The organism is Mycobacterium lepromatosis (genome assembly GCF_000975265.2).
Classification (GTDB): Bacteria; Actinomycetota; Actinomycetes; order Mycobacteriales; family Mycobacteriaceae; genus Mycobacterium; species Mycobacterium lepromatosis.
In genome coordinates, this window is record NZ_CP083405.1 from 105,320 (window position 1) to 120,610 (window position 15,291).

Here is a 15,291-nt window from a genome sequence, read left to right on the forward strand (position 1 = left end):
GAGGAGTCCGCAAAACCGCAGCGGCAGGTCGAGCAGGTGTGGCTCGATGCGTCAGCCAAGCGACGCCGTCGATGGGGTGCTGATGGCTGCGCTGGCCGGCTTCGGGGTGGCCGGTGGTGTCGCGGGTCTTAGGTATTTGGTGTTGTCTCAGCTTAACGGTACTGCCTAATGCCCCCAGGGGGCCCGGCCGGCTGGTGATTTGTAGGACAGCTATTGACGATTTGCATGAACTCACCGAATACGTCCGTAAACTCAGACCTTGGTCAGAAAAGGGCTAACATCACCATCGGCAGGGCGTCGGATGCGTTGGTGGCGAGAAATGTTCGGGCGGCACTGTCGGTCCGCTGGGGGGTTGTGTTGCCGACGGCTTCGAGATTCTGTTGACGCCTTGGGTGAGGTTGCCAGTCAGCCTCTCGAAGTTCGACGTGCGATGCTGTCAGTTTTGCGTGATCTGCACCGGCTCTTGTATGTTCGCGCCTGTCGGCAACTCGAGCTGACCATGTTCGTAACTTGGCGAGGCCCCAGGAATTGCAATCGCCCTGCTCTCCAGCCCTTTGATCAGCTTATCTGGCGGGTCGTTGAATTGCGTCCAGAATTTCATACATCAGTGCGTGGACTGTATTTGCCCGGGCAATCGGTGTTGCCGACGTCGCGGTGGGTGAAGATGGAGGGCATGGTCGCGGTGGCGCCAGCCGTAAAGGTGGTGTAGCGGCTCCCCGCTGATTTCAGTGCCATCGTGCTATCGGGGTCGACGCCGTCCAGGCTCTAGGCTCCAGCTGAGCAGTCGGCCGACGGGTCGGATTGGGGTCGGCGTTGGCGCCATGTCGTCAAAGTCGCCGATCCTGGCCACACCCAAGGTGCTGTGGATTGAAGCCACCGGTGTGGAAGGCTTTCCTGACTAGTGGGCTACCCGGCTATGTCTTCGAACACTTGGCCGTTATTTGTCGACTAGCGTGTTGTAGGCGATGTTGCACCAGCCCAGTGTTTGGCTGTGGTAATTGTAGATGGCCTTGCCAATATCGGTCGATTCCAGCGGCGAATAGTCATTGCTAACCGCGTTGTGGTGCACGACCGCGGCACGAACCCCGTTGTCATATTGCGGAGTACCGTATCGCAGTAACTCGTCATCGCCCCCACTCCGCGCGGTGATGATGCTGGGTGCCTTGTCTGGCATGATGACCCCGTCCGGCGGTGTTCATTGCGTTCGGGCCGGCGCTTGCGGTGGCGAAATGAGGATCGCGGAGATGTTCTGGGTGCTTGGTCCGAAGGTCCGAAGGGTAGTTCCTTGGTGGCCGGCTTGTAGTTCAGGCCGTGTTTATTGGGTTATCGGGCTTATCTAATCTTCCGAGACAGCGCCGCGTGGCCGGGTCACTGGACCGCATAGGTGGGACGGGTGATTGCGATTTGCAAAGTTCTGGTGGTGCCGATGCACACTGGATCTGTGCTGCGCGGTCTTTCGTTTCGGATGGCCGGGTCGAAGCATCGTGGGCTGCCGGGTGTGGCTGCGACAGTCTCATATTCGGCTTGGTACTAAGGCCTTCCACGAATCACCGGGGCGTTTTGCACGCACGCGTCTGGCGGCGTCTCGAAATGGTGGAGTCGGGAGCGCTTTCGGGTGTTAGATTTGCAATCCACGAGATGATGACGACTATTACCGCGATAGCGGTAATAGTCGTCATCATCAGGCTGCGGGGACGACACTAGTCGATGTTATGTGTGTATTCATGAAGCGATCCGCCGTATGTGTCCGGAATCTTGCTCAAAGCTTGTTTGTCGGCCCCATAGAGGGGTAGTTGCTGGTAGGATTTTTTGCCGTTAGGCTAAGTGCTACCCGGCAGTGCTGGCAGGTGACAGGTTCTTGACGGGCTTCTACGTGACAGGAATCAGTGATGTCGTGACCGGCGTTACTGAGCCCGACAAGGCGCCGGCTGCACCGCCGTTCTGGACGGCCTGAATGATCGCTGGCATCACCGCACCTTTGATTAGGTCGATGACCTGCATGGTGCCCAAATCGTTCGCAGCTTGAACTAGGTCACTGACAATCCCACCGCTGCTGGTACCGATCGGGCTGGTCGGTGATATACCGTCCAATGTATAGGAATCGCCGATGATCGGATAGGTGCCGTCAGGGCCCGGGTTCAATGCAATTGGCGTGGTAATCGGTACCTCACCGGGGTAGGGTCCGCCCGGGTTCAGGTCCGGTCTCGGGTTGGCTATCATGGGAGTTGTCAGTCCCGTGCCCGGCGCGGTGAGCCCAGGTGTCCCCAGCGCCTGATTTGTCAGACCAGGGCTGGTTACACCGGGATTTCTCAGGCTAGTGTCGGTATCACCGGTGCCAGTTAGCGAAGGGACCAGCGGTAGGTTGATTCCGAACTGCGACAGTCCCTGCGAAAGCACGGACAGCACTTCTTCGGGCAGGTCAGCTATCGATGCTGCTTGTTTGAATTCATAGTGCTCGGCCGCGGGTTTGGCGCCGACAGTCGATTCGTAAACAAGGAAATATGCGCATGGACTCGCGATTGCCAGGGCAGCGACCGTGCTCATGGCTGTTGAAAGCTTGCGTCGGCGTCGGTTCGGCACGGAAGTCTCCTCAATCTGGACTATTTGTGTTGTCGGGCTTGTTTGCCCTCGACGTCTCGAGTGTGCAGGAGTGAGCCCCACCCGGTTGATGGTACGAGTATGGTCGGTGTGACCAGAGTGGTTATATCGAATCGTGAGGTAATTGCGACCTTAGAGTTCGCCCCCTCGATTACCGCCGTTGTCAGCTGTTATTGCCTGGTCGAATCACGACCAACCCGAGCCGTCACATAAGGGTTATGCCCGAAAAGTCAGATACCCTAGGCAGTCCATGACCGTTCGTTTCGATCTCCTCGTTGTTGGCTCGGGGTTTTTCGGCCTGACAATTGCCGAGCGTGTGGCAACCCAGCTGGACAAGCGTGTGCTTATTGTCGAGAAGCGTCCGCATATCGGTGGCAACGCTTATTCTGAAGCCGAGCCGCAAACCGGCATTGAAGTTCACAAGTATGGCGCCCACCTGTTCCATACCTCTAGTAAAAGAGTGTGGGACTACGTGCGGCAGTTCACCGAGTTCACCGACTACCAGCACCGGGTTTTCGCGATGCATAACGGCCAGGTATACCAGTTTCCGATGGGACTGGGTCTGGTGTCGCAATTCTTCGGTAGATACTTCACTCCCGACGAAGCGCGACAGTTGATTGCCGAGCAGGCCTCTGAAATTGATACGGCGGATGCAGAGACCCTTGAGGAGAAAGCTATCTCACTGATTGGCAGGCCGCTCTATGAGGCGTTTGTCAAGGGATACACAGCAAAGCAATGGCAGACCGACCCCGCCGAACTTCCGGCTGCCGTGATTAGTCGGCTTCCGGTGCGATACACCTTTGACAACCGATACTTCAGCGACACCTATGAGGGCCTGCCGGTCGACGGTTACGCGGCATGGTGCACGAAAATGGCCGCCGACGACCGCATCGAAGTGAGGCTTGGCACCGATTGGTTCGATGTTGCCGATCAGCTGCGTGCCGACAGCTTCGACGCACCGGTTGTTTACACCGGCCCGCTGGACCGCTACTTCAACTACGCTGCAGGTCGCCTTGGCTGGCGCACCCTGGACTTCGCGGTGGAAGTGCTACCTATCGGCGACTTTCAGGGGACGCCGGTGATGAACTATACTGATATCGATGTGCCTTTCACGCGCATACACGAGTTTCGTCACTTCCACCTTGAGCGTCATTACCCGATTGACAAGACAGTGATCATGCGGGAGTACTCCCGTTTCGCGGAGGATGACGATGAACCGTACTATCCTATCAACACCGAGGCCGACCGTGCCGTGTTGGCCGCTTATCGGGCCAGGGCGAAGTCCGAGACCGTGTCGTCGAAGGTACTGTTCGGCGGGCGGCTGGGAACCTACCAATATTTGGATATGCATATGGCCATTGCCGGCGCGTTGAACATGTACGACAACATCCTTGCACCGCATTTGCGTGACGGCTCTCCCTTGATGGAGGAAGCAGCGATAGCCACTGCCCAGCAAGCGGCAACGGCTATCGGCAGGGAAGGCGGCACGTCATGACTGCCGTGAGTCTACTTGCCCGAGTCATCCTACCGCGTCCGGGTGAGCCCCTCGATGTCCGCAAGTTGTATTTAGTGGAGTCGAGCACCAACGCCCGGCGTGCGCATGCTTCGAGCCACACTACGTTGCGGATCGGTGCGGAGTCTGAGGTGTCGTTCGCCACGTACTTCAATGCGTTCCCGGCCAGTTACTGGCGTCGCTGGACTATCTGCAAGTCGGTGGTGCTACGTGTCGAGGTGACCGGAGCTGGCCGTGTCGACGTCTACCGTACCAAGGCCACTGGTGCCCGCATTTTCGTCGAAGGTCGCGAGTTCGCCGGTGTTGAGGATGACTCCAGTAAGGCTCAAGTCGTGGAGCTCGAAGTGGGGCTGCAGCCGTTCGAGGACGGCGGCTGGATTTGGTTCGACATCACCACCGACACGAGGGTAACCTTGTGCAGCGGCGGCTGGTATGCTCCCATCCCGGCTCCGGGTAGGGCCAATATCGCGGTAGGCATCCCGACGTTCAACCGGCCTACAGACTGCACCAACGCGCTGGCTGAACTCACCGCCGACCCGTTGGTGGACGAAGTGATTGGGGCGGTGATCGTGCCCGATCAGGGCGTTCGGAAAGTGCGCGATCATCCGGACTTCCCCGCTGTGGCCGCCCGGCTGGGCGACCGGCTTTCCATTCACGACCAGCCTAACCTAGGCGGTTCTGGCGGCTATAGCCGAGTGATGTATGAAGCGCTGAAAAACACTGATTGTCAACAGATTTTGTTCATGGACGACGACATCCGCATTGAGCCAGACTCAATTCTGCGGGTTCTGGCGATGCACCGCTTTGCCAAGAGTCCAATGCTGGTGGGTGGCCAGATGCTCAGCCTGCAGGAGCCGTCGCACCTGCACATCATGGGTGAGGTGGTGAACCGATCGAACTTTATTTGGACCGCTGCGCCGCACGCCAAATACGACCACGATTTCGTCGAATACCCGTTGAACGACAAAGAGGACAAAAGCAAGCTGCTACACCGGCGTATCGATGTCGACTATAATGGCTGGTGGACGTGCATGATTCCGCGGCAAGTCGCCGAAGAATTGGGTCAGCCGCTGCCGCTGTTTATCAAATGGGATGACGCCGACTACGGTCTGCGGGCTGCCGAGCACGGCTATCCAACGGTCACACTGCCCGGCGCAGCGATCTGGCACATGGCCTGGAGCGATAAAGATGACGCCATCGACTGGCAGGCCTACTTTCATTTGCGCAACCGGCTGGTGGTGGCGGCCATGCACTGGGACGGCGACGTCACCGGCCTGGTCCGCAGTCATCTGAAAGCGACGCTGAAACACCTTGCTTGTCTTGAATATTCAACGGTGGCAATCCAGAACAAGGCTATCGACGATTTCTTAGGCGGCCCGGAGCATATATTCTCGATTCTGAAATCAGCTCTGCCTGAAGTGCACCGTATGCGCAAGGAGTACCCCGACGCGGTTGTCTTGCCAGCAGCGACTGAATTGCCGCCGCCTGTGCATAAAAACAAGGTGATGAAGCCACCGGAGAATCTGCTCGCCATCGTCTATCGACTGGTGCGCGGGATATTCCACAATCTCACCGCGGCAGACCCCGAATGCCACAAACGCCCAGAATTCAACGTACCCACTCAGGACGCGCGCTGGTTCCGACTATGCATGGTTGACGGTGTCACCGTTACCACCGCCGATGGATGCGGCGTGGTCTACCGGCAGCGTGACCGGACCAAGATGTTTTCACTACTGTTTTCCTCATTACACCGTCAGCGTCAGCTGGCGTGTCGGTTCGACGAGATGCGCAAGATCTACCGCGATGCATTGCCTGTGTTGTCTAGCAAGCAGAAGTGGGAGGTGGCGTTGTTGCCAACCCCAGACCCTCCCACAAGCTTCTCCGCCGAACAAGAGTCCGAGCATGCCTGAAGATGAGGAGCCTACTGGCGAACTGGCCGCAATGGCGGCTGTTCAATCGGTGCTGGTTGTCCGGCCCGGTGTGCTGCCCACGGCGCGAGGAATGTCGCACTTCGGAGAACACAGCATTGGCTGGCTGGCAATGTCATTGCTTGGCGCGATCCTGGTTCCGTGTCGCCGTCGGTACTGGCTGGTTGCGGGGGTCGGTGTGTTCGCCGCACATGCGGCTGCTCTGTTGATCAAACGGATAGTCCGGCGTACCCGGCCGAACCATCCGGCCGTCGCAGTGAATGTCAGTACACCCAGTCCGCTCAGCTTTCCGTCGGCACATGCCGCCTCGACCGCAGCCGCCGCCATATTGATCGGCCGAGCTAGCGGACTGCCCAAGGGAATAGTTGCCGCGGTGCTAGTGGTTCCGATGGCGCTGTCGCGGATAGTGCTGGGGGTGCACTATCCCAGCGACGTAGCCTTCGGCGTCGTGCTCGGTGCCGCGGTCGCAGGTACTACCGCCCGTTTTGATAGTCGGTTATCAAGCATATGGCCTGCCCAACACGGCCTCAGCGCGGGAGGTGCGCTCAAATGAGCGAAGACGTAATGATCGGGTCTCCAGGGAACCTGGTTATCGGTGTGATGATGGCCCTTCGCCCGCGGCAGTGGGTGAAGAACGTGTTGGTGTTGGCTGCGCCGTTAGCCGGGTTGGGCGGCGGCATGCACTACAGATATGCCGAACTACTGACCGAAGTGTCGCTAGCCTTTGTGGTATTCAGTCTGGCGGCCTCATCAGTGTACCTGATTAACGACGTGCGCGACATCAAGGCGGACCAGAAGCATCCGACCAAGAAGTTTCGGCCGATCGCGGCCGGCGTGGTGCCCGAGTGGCTGGCTTACATGCTCGCAATGGTGTTGTGTGTGGCATCCTTGGTCATTGCCTGGCTACTGACGCCAAATTTGGTACTAGTAATGGTGATCTACATTGGCATGCAGCTGGGATACTGCTTCGGCCTCAAACACCAAGCAGTGGTCGACATCTGCGTCGTGTCGTCGGCATATTTGATCCGGGCCATCGCCGGCGGTGTGGCCACCAATATCCCATTGTCACAGTGGTTTTTGCTGACAGCGGCGTTCGGATCGCTATTCATGGTGGCTGGTAAGCGATATGCTGAGCTGCAATTAGCCGAACGCACCGGTGCGGCGATCCGCAAGTCCCTGGAAAGCTACACTAGTACCTATCTGCGATTCGTTTGGACGTTGTCTGCCACCGCGGTCGTGATGTGTTATGGGCTGTGGGCGTTCGAGCGCGACCGGCACTCGGGCTCCTGGTTCGCGGTTTCGATGGTCCCGTTCACTATTGCGATCCTGCGTTACGCGGTGGATGTCGACGGCGGCCTGGCCGGAGAGCCTGAAGGCATCGCGCTACGTGACCGGGTGCTTCAGCTACTGGCACTAGCGTGGGCCGGAACAATTGGTGCCGCCGTTGTCTTCAGCTAGTCCCGATTTGCCTGGTATCACGGGCCCAAAGGTTCCGGTTATGCGGCGCCGGCTGGTGGGTAGGCAGGCCAGTTGGCCGCTGTTTCCGTACCACATTGTAGTCCGGGTCAGCCTGTGGGTCAGTGTGTTGCTGGTGGCTGCGCTGTTTGGTTGGGGGGCCTGGCAACGACGTTGGATTGCTGACGACGGATTGATCGTCTTGCGCACTGTGCGCAACCTGTTGGCTGGCAACGGACCGGTGTTCAACCAAGGTGAGCGGGTGGAGGCGAACACCTCCACGGTGTGGACTTATTTACTTTATGCGGGGAGTTGGGTCGGCGGGCCGATGCGCTTCGAGTATGTGGCGTTGGCCGCGGCTCTTGTGCTTTCTGTACTCGGCGTGGCGCTGCTGATGCTGGGTACGGGCCGGTTGTATGCACCTAGCTTGCGGGGTCGTCAGGCGATCATGCTGCCCGCCGGTGCGCTGGTTTACGTTGCGCTGCCGCCGGCGCGGGACTTCGCCACATCCGGCCTGGAGAGCGGCTTGGTTTTGACCTATCTGGGGCTGTTATGGTGGATGATGGTCTGCTGGGCGCAGATACTGCGGAATCGTTCGCAAAGCCGGAGATTCATTGGGACACTGGCCTTCGTGGCGGGGTGCAGTGTTTTGGTCCGCCCCGAGTTGGCGCTGATGGGTGGATCTGCCCTGATCATGCTGATGATCGCGGCTAGGACCTGGTCGCTTCGCGTACTGATCATGGTGGCTGGCGGATGCCTGCCAGTTGCTTACCAACTTTTCCGGATGGGCTACTATGGCTTACTGGTGCCGGGTACCGCCTTGGCCAAGGACGCGGTGGGCGACAAGTGGTCACAAGGCATAATTTATCTGTCAAACTTCAACCAACCCTACGCACTTTGGGTGCCGCTGGTGCTCTTGGTGCCTTTGGGATTGTTGTTGTTGATGTCGATTCGTTGTTGGCCATCCTTTATGCGCCCTATGGAGACCCCCAACTGCGGACGTGTGGCCCGGGCGGTACAAAGCCCGCCGGCTGTCGTGGTCTTCGTCGTCGTCAGCGGATTGCTGCAGATGTTTTACTGGATCCGGCAAGGCGGCGACTTTATGCACGGCAGGGTGCTGTTGGCGCCGTTATTTTGTTTGCTGGCTCCGGTCGTGGTTATCCCGGTGGCGCTTTCCGACGGTGGGAACTTTTCGCGACAGACTGGTCATTGCCTGGCAGGCGTGACCAGCCTGCTGTGGCTGGGGGTCGCGGGTTGGTCGCTGTGGGCAGCCAACTCGCCGGGGATGGGTGATGACGCCACCCACGTCAGCTACTCGGGGATTGTCGACGAACGACGCTTCTACGCGCAGGCAACCGGTCACGCCCATCCGTTGACCGCAGCTGACTATCTGGATTATCCGCGGATGGCTGCGGTCTTGGTAGCGCTCAACAACACTCCTGACGGCGCGTTGTTGCTACCATCTGGCAACTACATTCAGTGGGATCTTGTGCCGATGATCCAGCTGCCACCATCTGCACCAGGAAGTCCCTTAGGTAACCCAGTGCTCCAAAACCCTCAGCACACGGTATTTTTCACCAACCTCGGCATGCTTGGCATGAATGTCGGGCTCGATGTTAGGGTGATCGATCAAATCGGGTTGGCAAATCCGCTGGCGCAGCACACCGAACGGCTGCAGCACGGCCGGATCGGGCATGACAAAAACCTCTTTCCGGACTGGGTGATCGCCGACGGTCCATGGGTGAAATGGTACCCAGATATTCCTGGCTATCTCGACCAGGCATGGATTGCGCAAGCGGTAGCGGCTCTGCAATGCCCTGAGACTCAGGCGGTGCTGAGTTCAGTGCGCGCCCCGATGGTCCTGCATCGGTTCATCTCCAACCTGTTGAATTCGTTTGAGTTCACCCAGTACCGGTTCAACCGTGTTCCGCTCTACGAGCTCGCCAGGTGTGGGCTGCCGATGCCTGACGTGCCTCCTGCTGCCCCGCACGAGTGAGCACTCGACGACGAACTCGTAAATGCGTGAAGTTGGCGTTTTTCGGCCGTTGCGCCGGCCCGAACAGCAGGAGTTTGGACAGGCATCGCTCGAATCGGCGGTCGCGACTGATCGGCCGATGCCGTGAAATACTGCCAGTAAAATCGCATATCGAGTCCTCACCTGCGCGGTGACGCCCAGCCAGACGTGTTCGGAAATGTTCTTTCCAGGGCCTCTTGTGGTGTGAAAATCACCGAAAACCGACGCTGAACGGCGATTTGAGTGACTAGCTCGATGACGGTGGAAGCCCTAAGTTGTGGTTGACTACACGGGCACTACAGCGTTTAGCGCATGCAGTCCTACCTGATTAAGGATGCGCCGAAACGTAACAATGCGCGTAAAGGATGAGGAAGCAAGGATGAAGTTTGTTGATAGGTTTCGAAGTGCCTTGGCGGGTATACTGTGCCGATTCGTGGTTGCAGCCATGAGTGCAGCTCTGCTGTCGACTCTGATCGGTGTCGTTGGCTCGGCAACCGCGGCAGCATTCTCTCGGCCGGGACTGCCGGTGGAGTACCTACAGGTGCCATCACCGTCGATGGGACGTGATATCAAGGTGCAGTTCCAAAACGGCGGCGCTAACTCGCCCGCGCTGTACCTGTTAGATGGGTTGCGCGCGCAAGACGACTTCAGCGGTTGGGATATCAATACCACCGCTTTCGAGTGGTATTATCACTCCGGCATTTCGGTAGTCATGGCGGTCGGAGGACAGTCCAGCTTCTATAGCGACTGGTACAACCCGGCCTGCGGCAAGGCCGGTTGCCAGACTTACAAGTGGGAGACCTTCCTGACTAGCGAGCTGCCGCAGTACCTGCAGCGCAACAAGCAGGTAAAACCCACCGGCAGCGCGGCGGTCGGTCTTTCGATGGCCGGCTTGTCGGCCCTGACGCTGGCGATCTACCATCCGGAGCAGTTCATCTATGTTGGCTCGATGTCGGGCTTGCTGGACCCCTCCAACGCAATGGGTCCCTCGCTAATCGGTCTAGCGATGGGTGATGCTGGCGGCTACAAGGCCGTGGACATGTGGGGCCCGAAGGAGGACCCGGCATGGAGGCGTAACGACCCAACGGTGAACATTGGCACCCTGATCGCCAACAACACTCGCATCTGGATGTACTGCGGCAACGGCAAGCCTACAGAACTGGGCGGCAACAACCTACCCGCCGAGTTCCTCGAGGGTTTAGTGCGTACCAGCAACATCAAGTTCCAGGACGCTTACAACGCAGGCGGCGGCCACAACGCCGTCTTCAACTTCCCGGACAGCGGGACACACAGCTGGGAGTACTGGGGTGAACAGCTAAATGCCATGAAGCCTGACCTGCAGCAGCATTTAGGGGCCACCCAGAGCACTTAGCCCATACCGCTAACGGCAGCGAACTTCACAGGTCGCTGCCGTTAGCTATTTCCGGGTAGCTTCAATGCGTGTGGTGTTATTCACTACCCTACGGAGGCGGGTTCGGTTTTCATCGAATAGTGTGCACGCAGCCGGCGATGGAGGTAGGCATGCGGGGTTTGTCAGCAGTTCTGCGGGTGCTCTGTGTCGTCGCCCTGGCAATCGGGGCGGTCTCTGCGTCCATGCTGGCGGGAACCGCCGGCAACGCCAAGGCTGCGAGTTACGAATCCTTGATGGTGCCGTCGGGCGCGATGGGCCGTGATATTCCGGTCGCCTTCATGGCCGGTGGTCCGCATGCAGTGTACCTGCTTGATGCCTTCAATGCCGCTTTGGATGTCAGTAATTGGGTGACTGCAGGCAATGCGATGACCACGTTGGGCGGCAAGGGTATTTCGGTGGTGGCGCCCGCCGGCGGCGCCTACAGCATGTACACCAACTGGGAGAATGATGGCAGCAAGCAGTGGGACACTTTCCTGTCCAGCGAACTTCCCGACTGGCTGGCCACCAAACGGGGTCTGGCGCCCGCCGGCCACGCGGCTGTCGGCGCCTCGCAGGGGGGGTATGCTGCGATGGCGCTGGCGGCCTTCCACCCCGACCGTTTCGGCTTCGCTGGTTCCTTGTCCGGGTTTGTGTACCCCTCGAGCACAAACTACAATGGTGCGATTTTGGCTGGTCTGCAGCAGTTTGGCGGTATCGACGGCAACGGGATGTGGGGCGTCCCGCAGCTGGGCCGGTGGAAGTGGCACGACCCCTACGTGCATGCTTCGCTGTTGGCGCAGAACAACACCCGCGTGTGGGTCTACAGCCCGATGACTATGGGGGGCGATGATGCCGCAATGATCGGCCAGGCGGCCGCGTCGATGGGCAGTTCTCGGGAGTTCTACCAGCAGTACCGCAGCGTCGGTGGGCACAACGGTCACTTTGACTTCCCGGGCGGTGGTGGCAACGGCTGGGGTACGTGGGCGCCGCAGTTGGTTGCTATGTCGGGCGATATCGTCGACGCCATTCGCTAGGGACGAGCCAGTAGTACAGGAGGTGTTGTGGTGACGAGTCGGTATCGTGTATGGGGCGTGTTCGGGTGGTTAGCGGTGTGCATCGTCACCGCACACTGTATGTGCACTGGAACCTTGCCAGTGACCTACCGATTCTGTTAGTAGGAGACCCCGAATGGTCGAGAAGGTGCCGCGTAAGCGTCACAGAATCCTCGCCTGGACAGCCGCCTTGTCGATGGCGGCCGTAGTGGCGTTAGTCATTGTGGCTGTGGTGATCCTGTTGCGTAGCAATGAATCCACGCACAGTGCGGTGCCGTCTGACGTGTTGCCTATTCCGTCTAACGCACCTCACCCACGGAAGCCCCGGCCCGCTTTTCAAAACGCGTCTTGTCCCGATGTGCAGTTGCTTGTTGTTCCTGGCACTTGGGAGTCGTCTTTGCAGGACAATCCACTCGATCCGGTGCAATTTCCGAATGCGTTGCTGCGCAACTCGACTATAACGATCGGCCAGCAGTTTCCCACCTCCCGAGTGCAGACGTACACGATTCCTTACACTGCGCAGTTCCATAATCCGCTAAGTGGTGACAAGCAGATGACCTATAACGACAGCCGTGCGGAAGGCACCCGCGCGATGGTCCAAGAGATGGTCAACGTGAATAACAGGTGCCCCTTGACTAGTTATGTACTAGTGGGTTTTTCGCAGGGCGCGGTGATCGCCGGCGACATCACCAACGATATCGGGACCGGCCACGGACCCGTCGATGACGATCTAGTGCTCGGTGTGACACTGATTGCCGACGGCCGTCGTCAACAGGGAGTGGGCAACGACGTCGGGCCCAACCCTCCGGGTGAGGGTGTCGAGATTACCTTGCACGAAGTGCCGGTTTTGTCGGGGCTCGGTATGACCATGACAGGCGCGCGGCCTGGTGGTTTTGGCGTGCTGGACAGCAAGACCAACGAGATTTGCGCTCCCGGAGACCTCATTTGCGCTGCACCGGCGGAGGCATTCAGTGTCGCTAATTTGCCGGTCACACTGAACACCTTAGCAAGCGCCGCCGGTCAGCCGATCCACGCGATGTATGCTACCGCTCAGTTCTGGAATCTCGACGGAGCGCCCGCGACCGTTTGGACATTGAATTGGGTACATCGGCTTATCGAAGGTGCGCCGCATCCTAAACATGGATGACCCTTAGCCTAGGTTACTAGTGGGCAAAATCATCGTCACCTTGTGATTTGGTCTGCCGCGTGCCACCACTTAACATTAAGAGAAATTTAAGGTCATGTGGTTGACCCGTTCGGGTGGAAGCTAATAGTGGCCAGCGTACGCCTAAATGTGCACCGTGCGAAGGCTGGCCCGCGCGCAGGTGGAACCGTCGGCGAAGCCGACCGAGAGATGTGTCGTGACAGGAGAGGGTCGCATGACTTACCACAACCCGTTCATCGTGAACGGAAAGATCAGGTTCCCGCCTAATACCAACCTGGTCCGTCACGTCGAAAAATGGGCAAAGGTTCGCGGCGACAAGCTAGCCTATCGATTCCTGGATTTCTCCACCGAACGCGATGGTGTCGCGCGCGACATTCTGTGGTCCGAATTCAGCGCCCGCAACCGTGCAGTGGGCGCCCGCTTACAGCAGGTCACCAAGCCGGGTGACCGCATCGCCATCTTATGCCCGCAGAACCTGGATTATCTGGTCTCCTTTTTCGGGGCTCTGTATTCTGGCCGGATCGCGGTGCCGTTGTTCGATCCGGCCGAGCCGGGGCATATCGGCCGGTTGCACACAGTGCTCGACGACTGCACACCCTCGACTATCCTTACTACTACCGGCTCCGCCGAAGGTGTCCGCAAGTTCGTCCGGGCTCGTTTTGCTAAGGAGCGACCCCGCGTCATCGCGGTTGATGCGGTCCCCACCGAGGTTGCCGCTACCTGGCAGCAGCCCGAAGCAAACGAGGAAACCGTGGCCTATCTCCAGTACACATCGGGCTCCACCCGCATTCCGAGCGGGGTGCAGATTACCCACCTGAACCTGCCCACCAATGTAGTGCAGGTGCTGAATTCCCTGCAAGGACAGGAAGGCGACCGTGGAGTCAGTTGGCTTCCGTTCTTCCACGACATGGGTCTCATTACGGTGCTGCTCGCGTCGGTTCTTGGCCACAGTTTTACCTTTATGACGCCCGCGGCGTTCGTGCGCCGGCCCGGTCGCTGGATTCGCGAACTTGCGCGCAAGCCCGAAGACACCGGCGGCACCTTCTCGGCCGCGCCGAACTTCGCGTTTGAACACGCCGCGATGCGCGGGCTGCCTCGAGATGACGAATTGCCACTGGACCTGAGCAACGTCAAAGGCATCCTCAACGGCAGTGAGCCGGTGTCACTGGTGTCGATGCGCAAGTTCTTCGAAGCGTTTGCACCGTACGGTTTGAAACAGATCGCCGTCAAGCCGTCCTACGGGCTGGCCGAGGCGACACTGTTTGTCTCGACCACCCCGATGGACGAGTCGCCCACGGTGATCTACGTGGACCGCTACGAGCTGAACAATCAGCGATTCGTCGAGGTGCCCGCCGATGCACCGAACGCGGTAGCCCAGGTCTCCGCGGGCAAGGTCGGGGTAAGCGAATGGGCGATCATCGTCGATGCCGACACTGCCAGTGAGTTACCAGACGGGCAGATCGGTGAGATCTGGCTTCACGGCAACAACCTCGGTACCGGTTATTGGGGCAAGGAAGAAGAGTCCGCCCAGACCTTCAACAACCTCCTCAAATCGCGGATTAGCGAGTCGCGCGCCGAAGGAACCCCCGATGACGCGTCGTGGGTGCGTACCGGCGACTACGGCACCTACTTCAAGGACCATCTCTATATAGCAGGACGGATCAAGGACCTCGTCATCATCGACGGGCGCAACCATTATCCGCAGGACCTGGAATACACGGCACAGGAATCGACTAAGGCGTTGCGTGTTGGCTACGTAGCCGCCTTCTCCGTCCCAGCCAACCAATTGCCCCGGGTGGTGTTTGACGACCCGTACGCCGGCCTAAAGTTCGACGCCGAGGACACTTCCGAGCAGTTGGTGATCGTCGGGGAGCGCGCTGTTGGCACGCACAAGCTCGACTACCAGCCCATCGTTGACGACATCCGCGCGGCCATCGCTGTGGGGCATGGGGTGACAGTGTGTGATGTGCTGCTGGTGCCGGCTGGAACGATTCCCCGCACTTCCAGCGGCAAGATCGGGCGGCGCGCCTGCCGAGCCGCCTATATTGACGGTAGTCTCCGCAGCGGAGCCAGTTCCCCGACGGTTTGCGCTGCTGAATTCTGAGCAAGGCACACATGGCTGACATAGACGCACCCCCATTGAATAACGATCCCCACGCGAATTTACCGGTTGCAA

Annotated in this window: 13 protein-coding genes; 11 read left to right on the forward strand and 2 right to left on the reverse strand. The window is 59.1% G+C overall.

Annotated features, from left to right (window positions below; translation table 11 throughout):
• Window positions 1–46: 46 nt before the first annotated feature.
• Window positions 47–169 carry a hypothetical protein gene (locus MLPF_RS15395; protein ID WP_272946054.1) on the forward strand — a complete coding sequence of 41 codons (123 nt, stop codon included), beginning with the start codon at window positions 47–49 and terminating at the stop codon, window positions 167–169.
• Window positions 170–430: 261 nt separating this feature from the next.
• Window positions 431–709 (forward strand): hypothetical protein, encoded by a 279-nt coding sequence (locus MLPF_RS00425; protein WP_156146897.1) that lies wholly within the window; start codon window positions 431–433, stop codon window positions 707–709.
• Window positions 710–937: 228 nt separating this feature from the next.
• On the opposite strand, the gene MLPF_RS00430 is transcribed toward MLPF_RS00425, so the two are convergent.
• Window positions 938–1,174, reverse strand: coding sequence for a peptidoglycan recognition protein family protein (locus MLPF_RS00430; RefSeq protein WP_050038807.1), 237 nt, complete (start codon window positions 1,172–1,174; stop codon window positions 938–940).
• A gap of 695 nt (window positions 1,175–1,869) precedes the next feature.
• Window positions 1,870–2,580, reverse strand: a complete 711-nt coding sequence (locus MLPF_RS00435) for a hypothetical protein (RefSeq protein WP_045842229.1) — start codon at window positions 2,578–2,580, stop codon at window positions 1,870–1,872.
• A gap of 268 nt (window positions 2,581–2,848) precedes the next feature.
• Here MLPF_RS00435 and glf point away from each other — a divergent pair, with 268 nt between their 5' ends.
• The 9 genes from glf to fadD32 all read left to right on the forward strand — a co-directional run bounded on the left by glf (window position 2,849) and on the right by fadD32 (window position 15,219).
• Entirely contained in the window at window positions 2,849–4,093 is a 1,245-nt protein-coding gene (gene glf / locus MLPF_RS00440; RefSeq protein ID WP_045842230.1) for a UDP-galactopyranose mutase, read from the forward strand.
• The gene (locus tag MLPF_RS00445) at window positions 4,090–6,021 is read left to right on the forward strand and encodes a glycosyltransferase (RefSeq protein ID WP_045842231.1); all 1,932 of its coding nucleotides are present in this window, start codon (window positions 4,090–4,092) and stop codon (window positions 6,019–6,021) included. The genes glf and MLPF_RS00445 overlap by 4 nt, the downstream gene beginning before the upstream one ends.
• Window positions 6,014–6,592, forward strand: coding sequence for a phosphatase PAP2 family protein (locus MLPF_RS00450; protein WP_045842232.1), 579 nt, complete (start codon window positions 6,014–6,016; stop codon window positions 6,590–6,592). Before MLPF_RS00445 ends, MLPF_RS00450 begins: the two co-directional genes overlap by 8 nt.
• The gene (locus MLPF_RS00455) at window positions 6,589–7,497 is read left to right on the forward strand and encodes a decaprenyl-phosphate phosphoribosyltransferase (RefSeq protein ID WP_045842233.1); all 909 of its coding nucleotides are present in this window, start codon (window positions 6,589–6,591) and stop codon (window positions 7,495–7,497) included. Before MLPF_RS00450 ends, MLPF_RS00455 begins: the two co-directional genes overlap by 4 nt.
• Window positions 7,484–9,490 (forward strand): terminal beta-(1->2)-arabinofuranosyltransferase, encoded by a 2,007-nt coding sequence (gene aftB / locus MLPF_RS00460; protein WP_420329563.1) that lies wholly within the window; start codon window positions 7,484–7,486, stop codon window positions 9,488–9,490. The genes MLPF_RS00455 and aftB overlap by 14 nt, the downstream gene beginning before the upstream one ends.
• Window positions 9,491–9,887: 397 nt before the next feature.
• Window positions 9,888–10,880, forward strand: a complete 993-nt coding sequence (gene ag85A, locus MLPF_RS00465; protein WP_045842235.1) for a diacylglycerol acyltransferase/mycolyltransferase Ag85A — start codon at window positions 9,888–9,890, stop codon at window positions 10,878–10,880.
• Window positions 10,881–11,029: 149 nt separating this feature from the next.
• Window positions 11,030–11,932, forward strand: coding sequence for an esterase family protein (locus MLPF_RS00470; RefSeq protein ID WP_045842246.1), 903 nt, complete (start codon window positions 11,030–11,032; stop codon window positions 11,930–11,932).
• 154 nt (window positions 11,933–12,086) lie between these two features.
• The gene (gene culp6, locus MLPF_RS00475; protein ID WP_045842236.1) at window positions 12,087–13,097 is read left to right on the forward strand and encodes a carboxylesterase Culp6; all 1,011 of its coding nucleotides are present in this window, start codon (window positions 12,087–12,089) and stop codon (window positions 13,095–13,097) included.
• Window positions 13,098–13,329: 232 nt separating this feature from the next.
• Window positions 13,330–15,219 carry a long-chain-fatty-acid--AMP ligase FadD32 gene (gene fadD32, locus MLPF_RS00480; protein WP_045842237.1) on the forward strand — a complete coding sequence of 630 codons (1,890 nt, stop codon included), beginning with the start codon at window positions 13,330–13,332 and terminating at the stop codon, window positions 15,217–15,219.
• The last annotated feature ends 72 nt before the right edge of the window (window positions 15,220–15,291 follow it).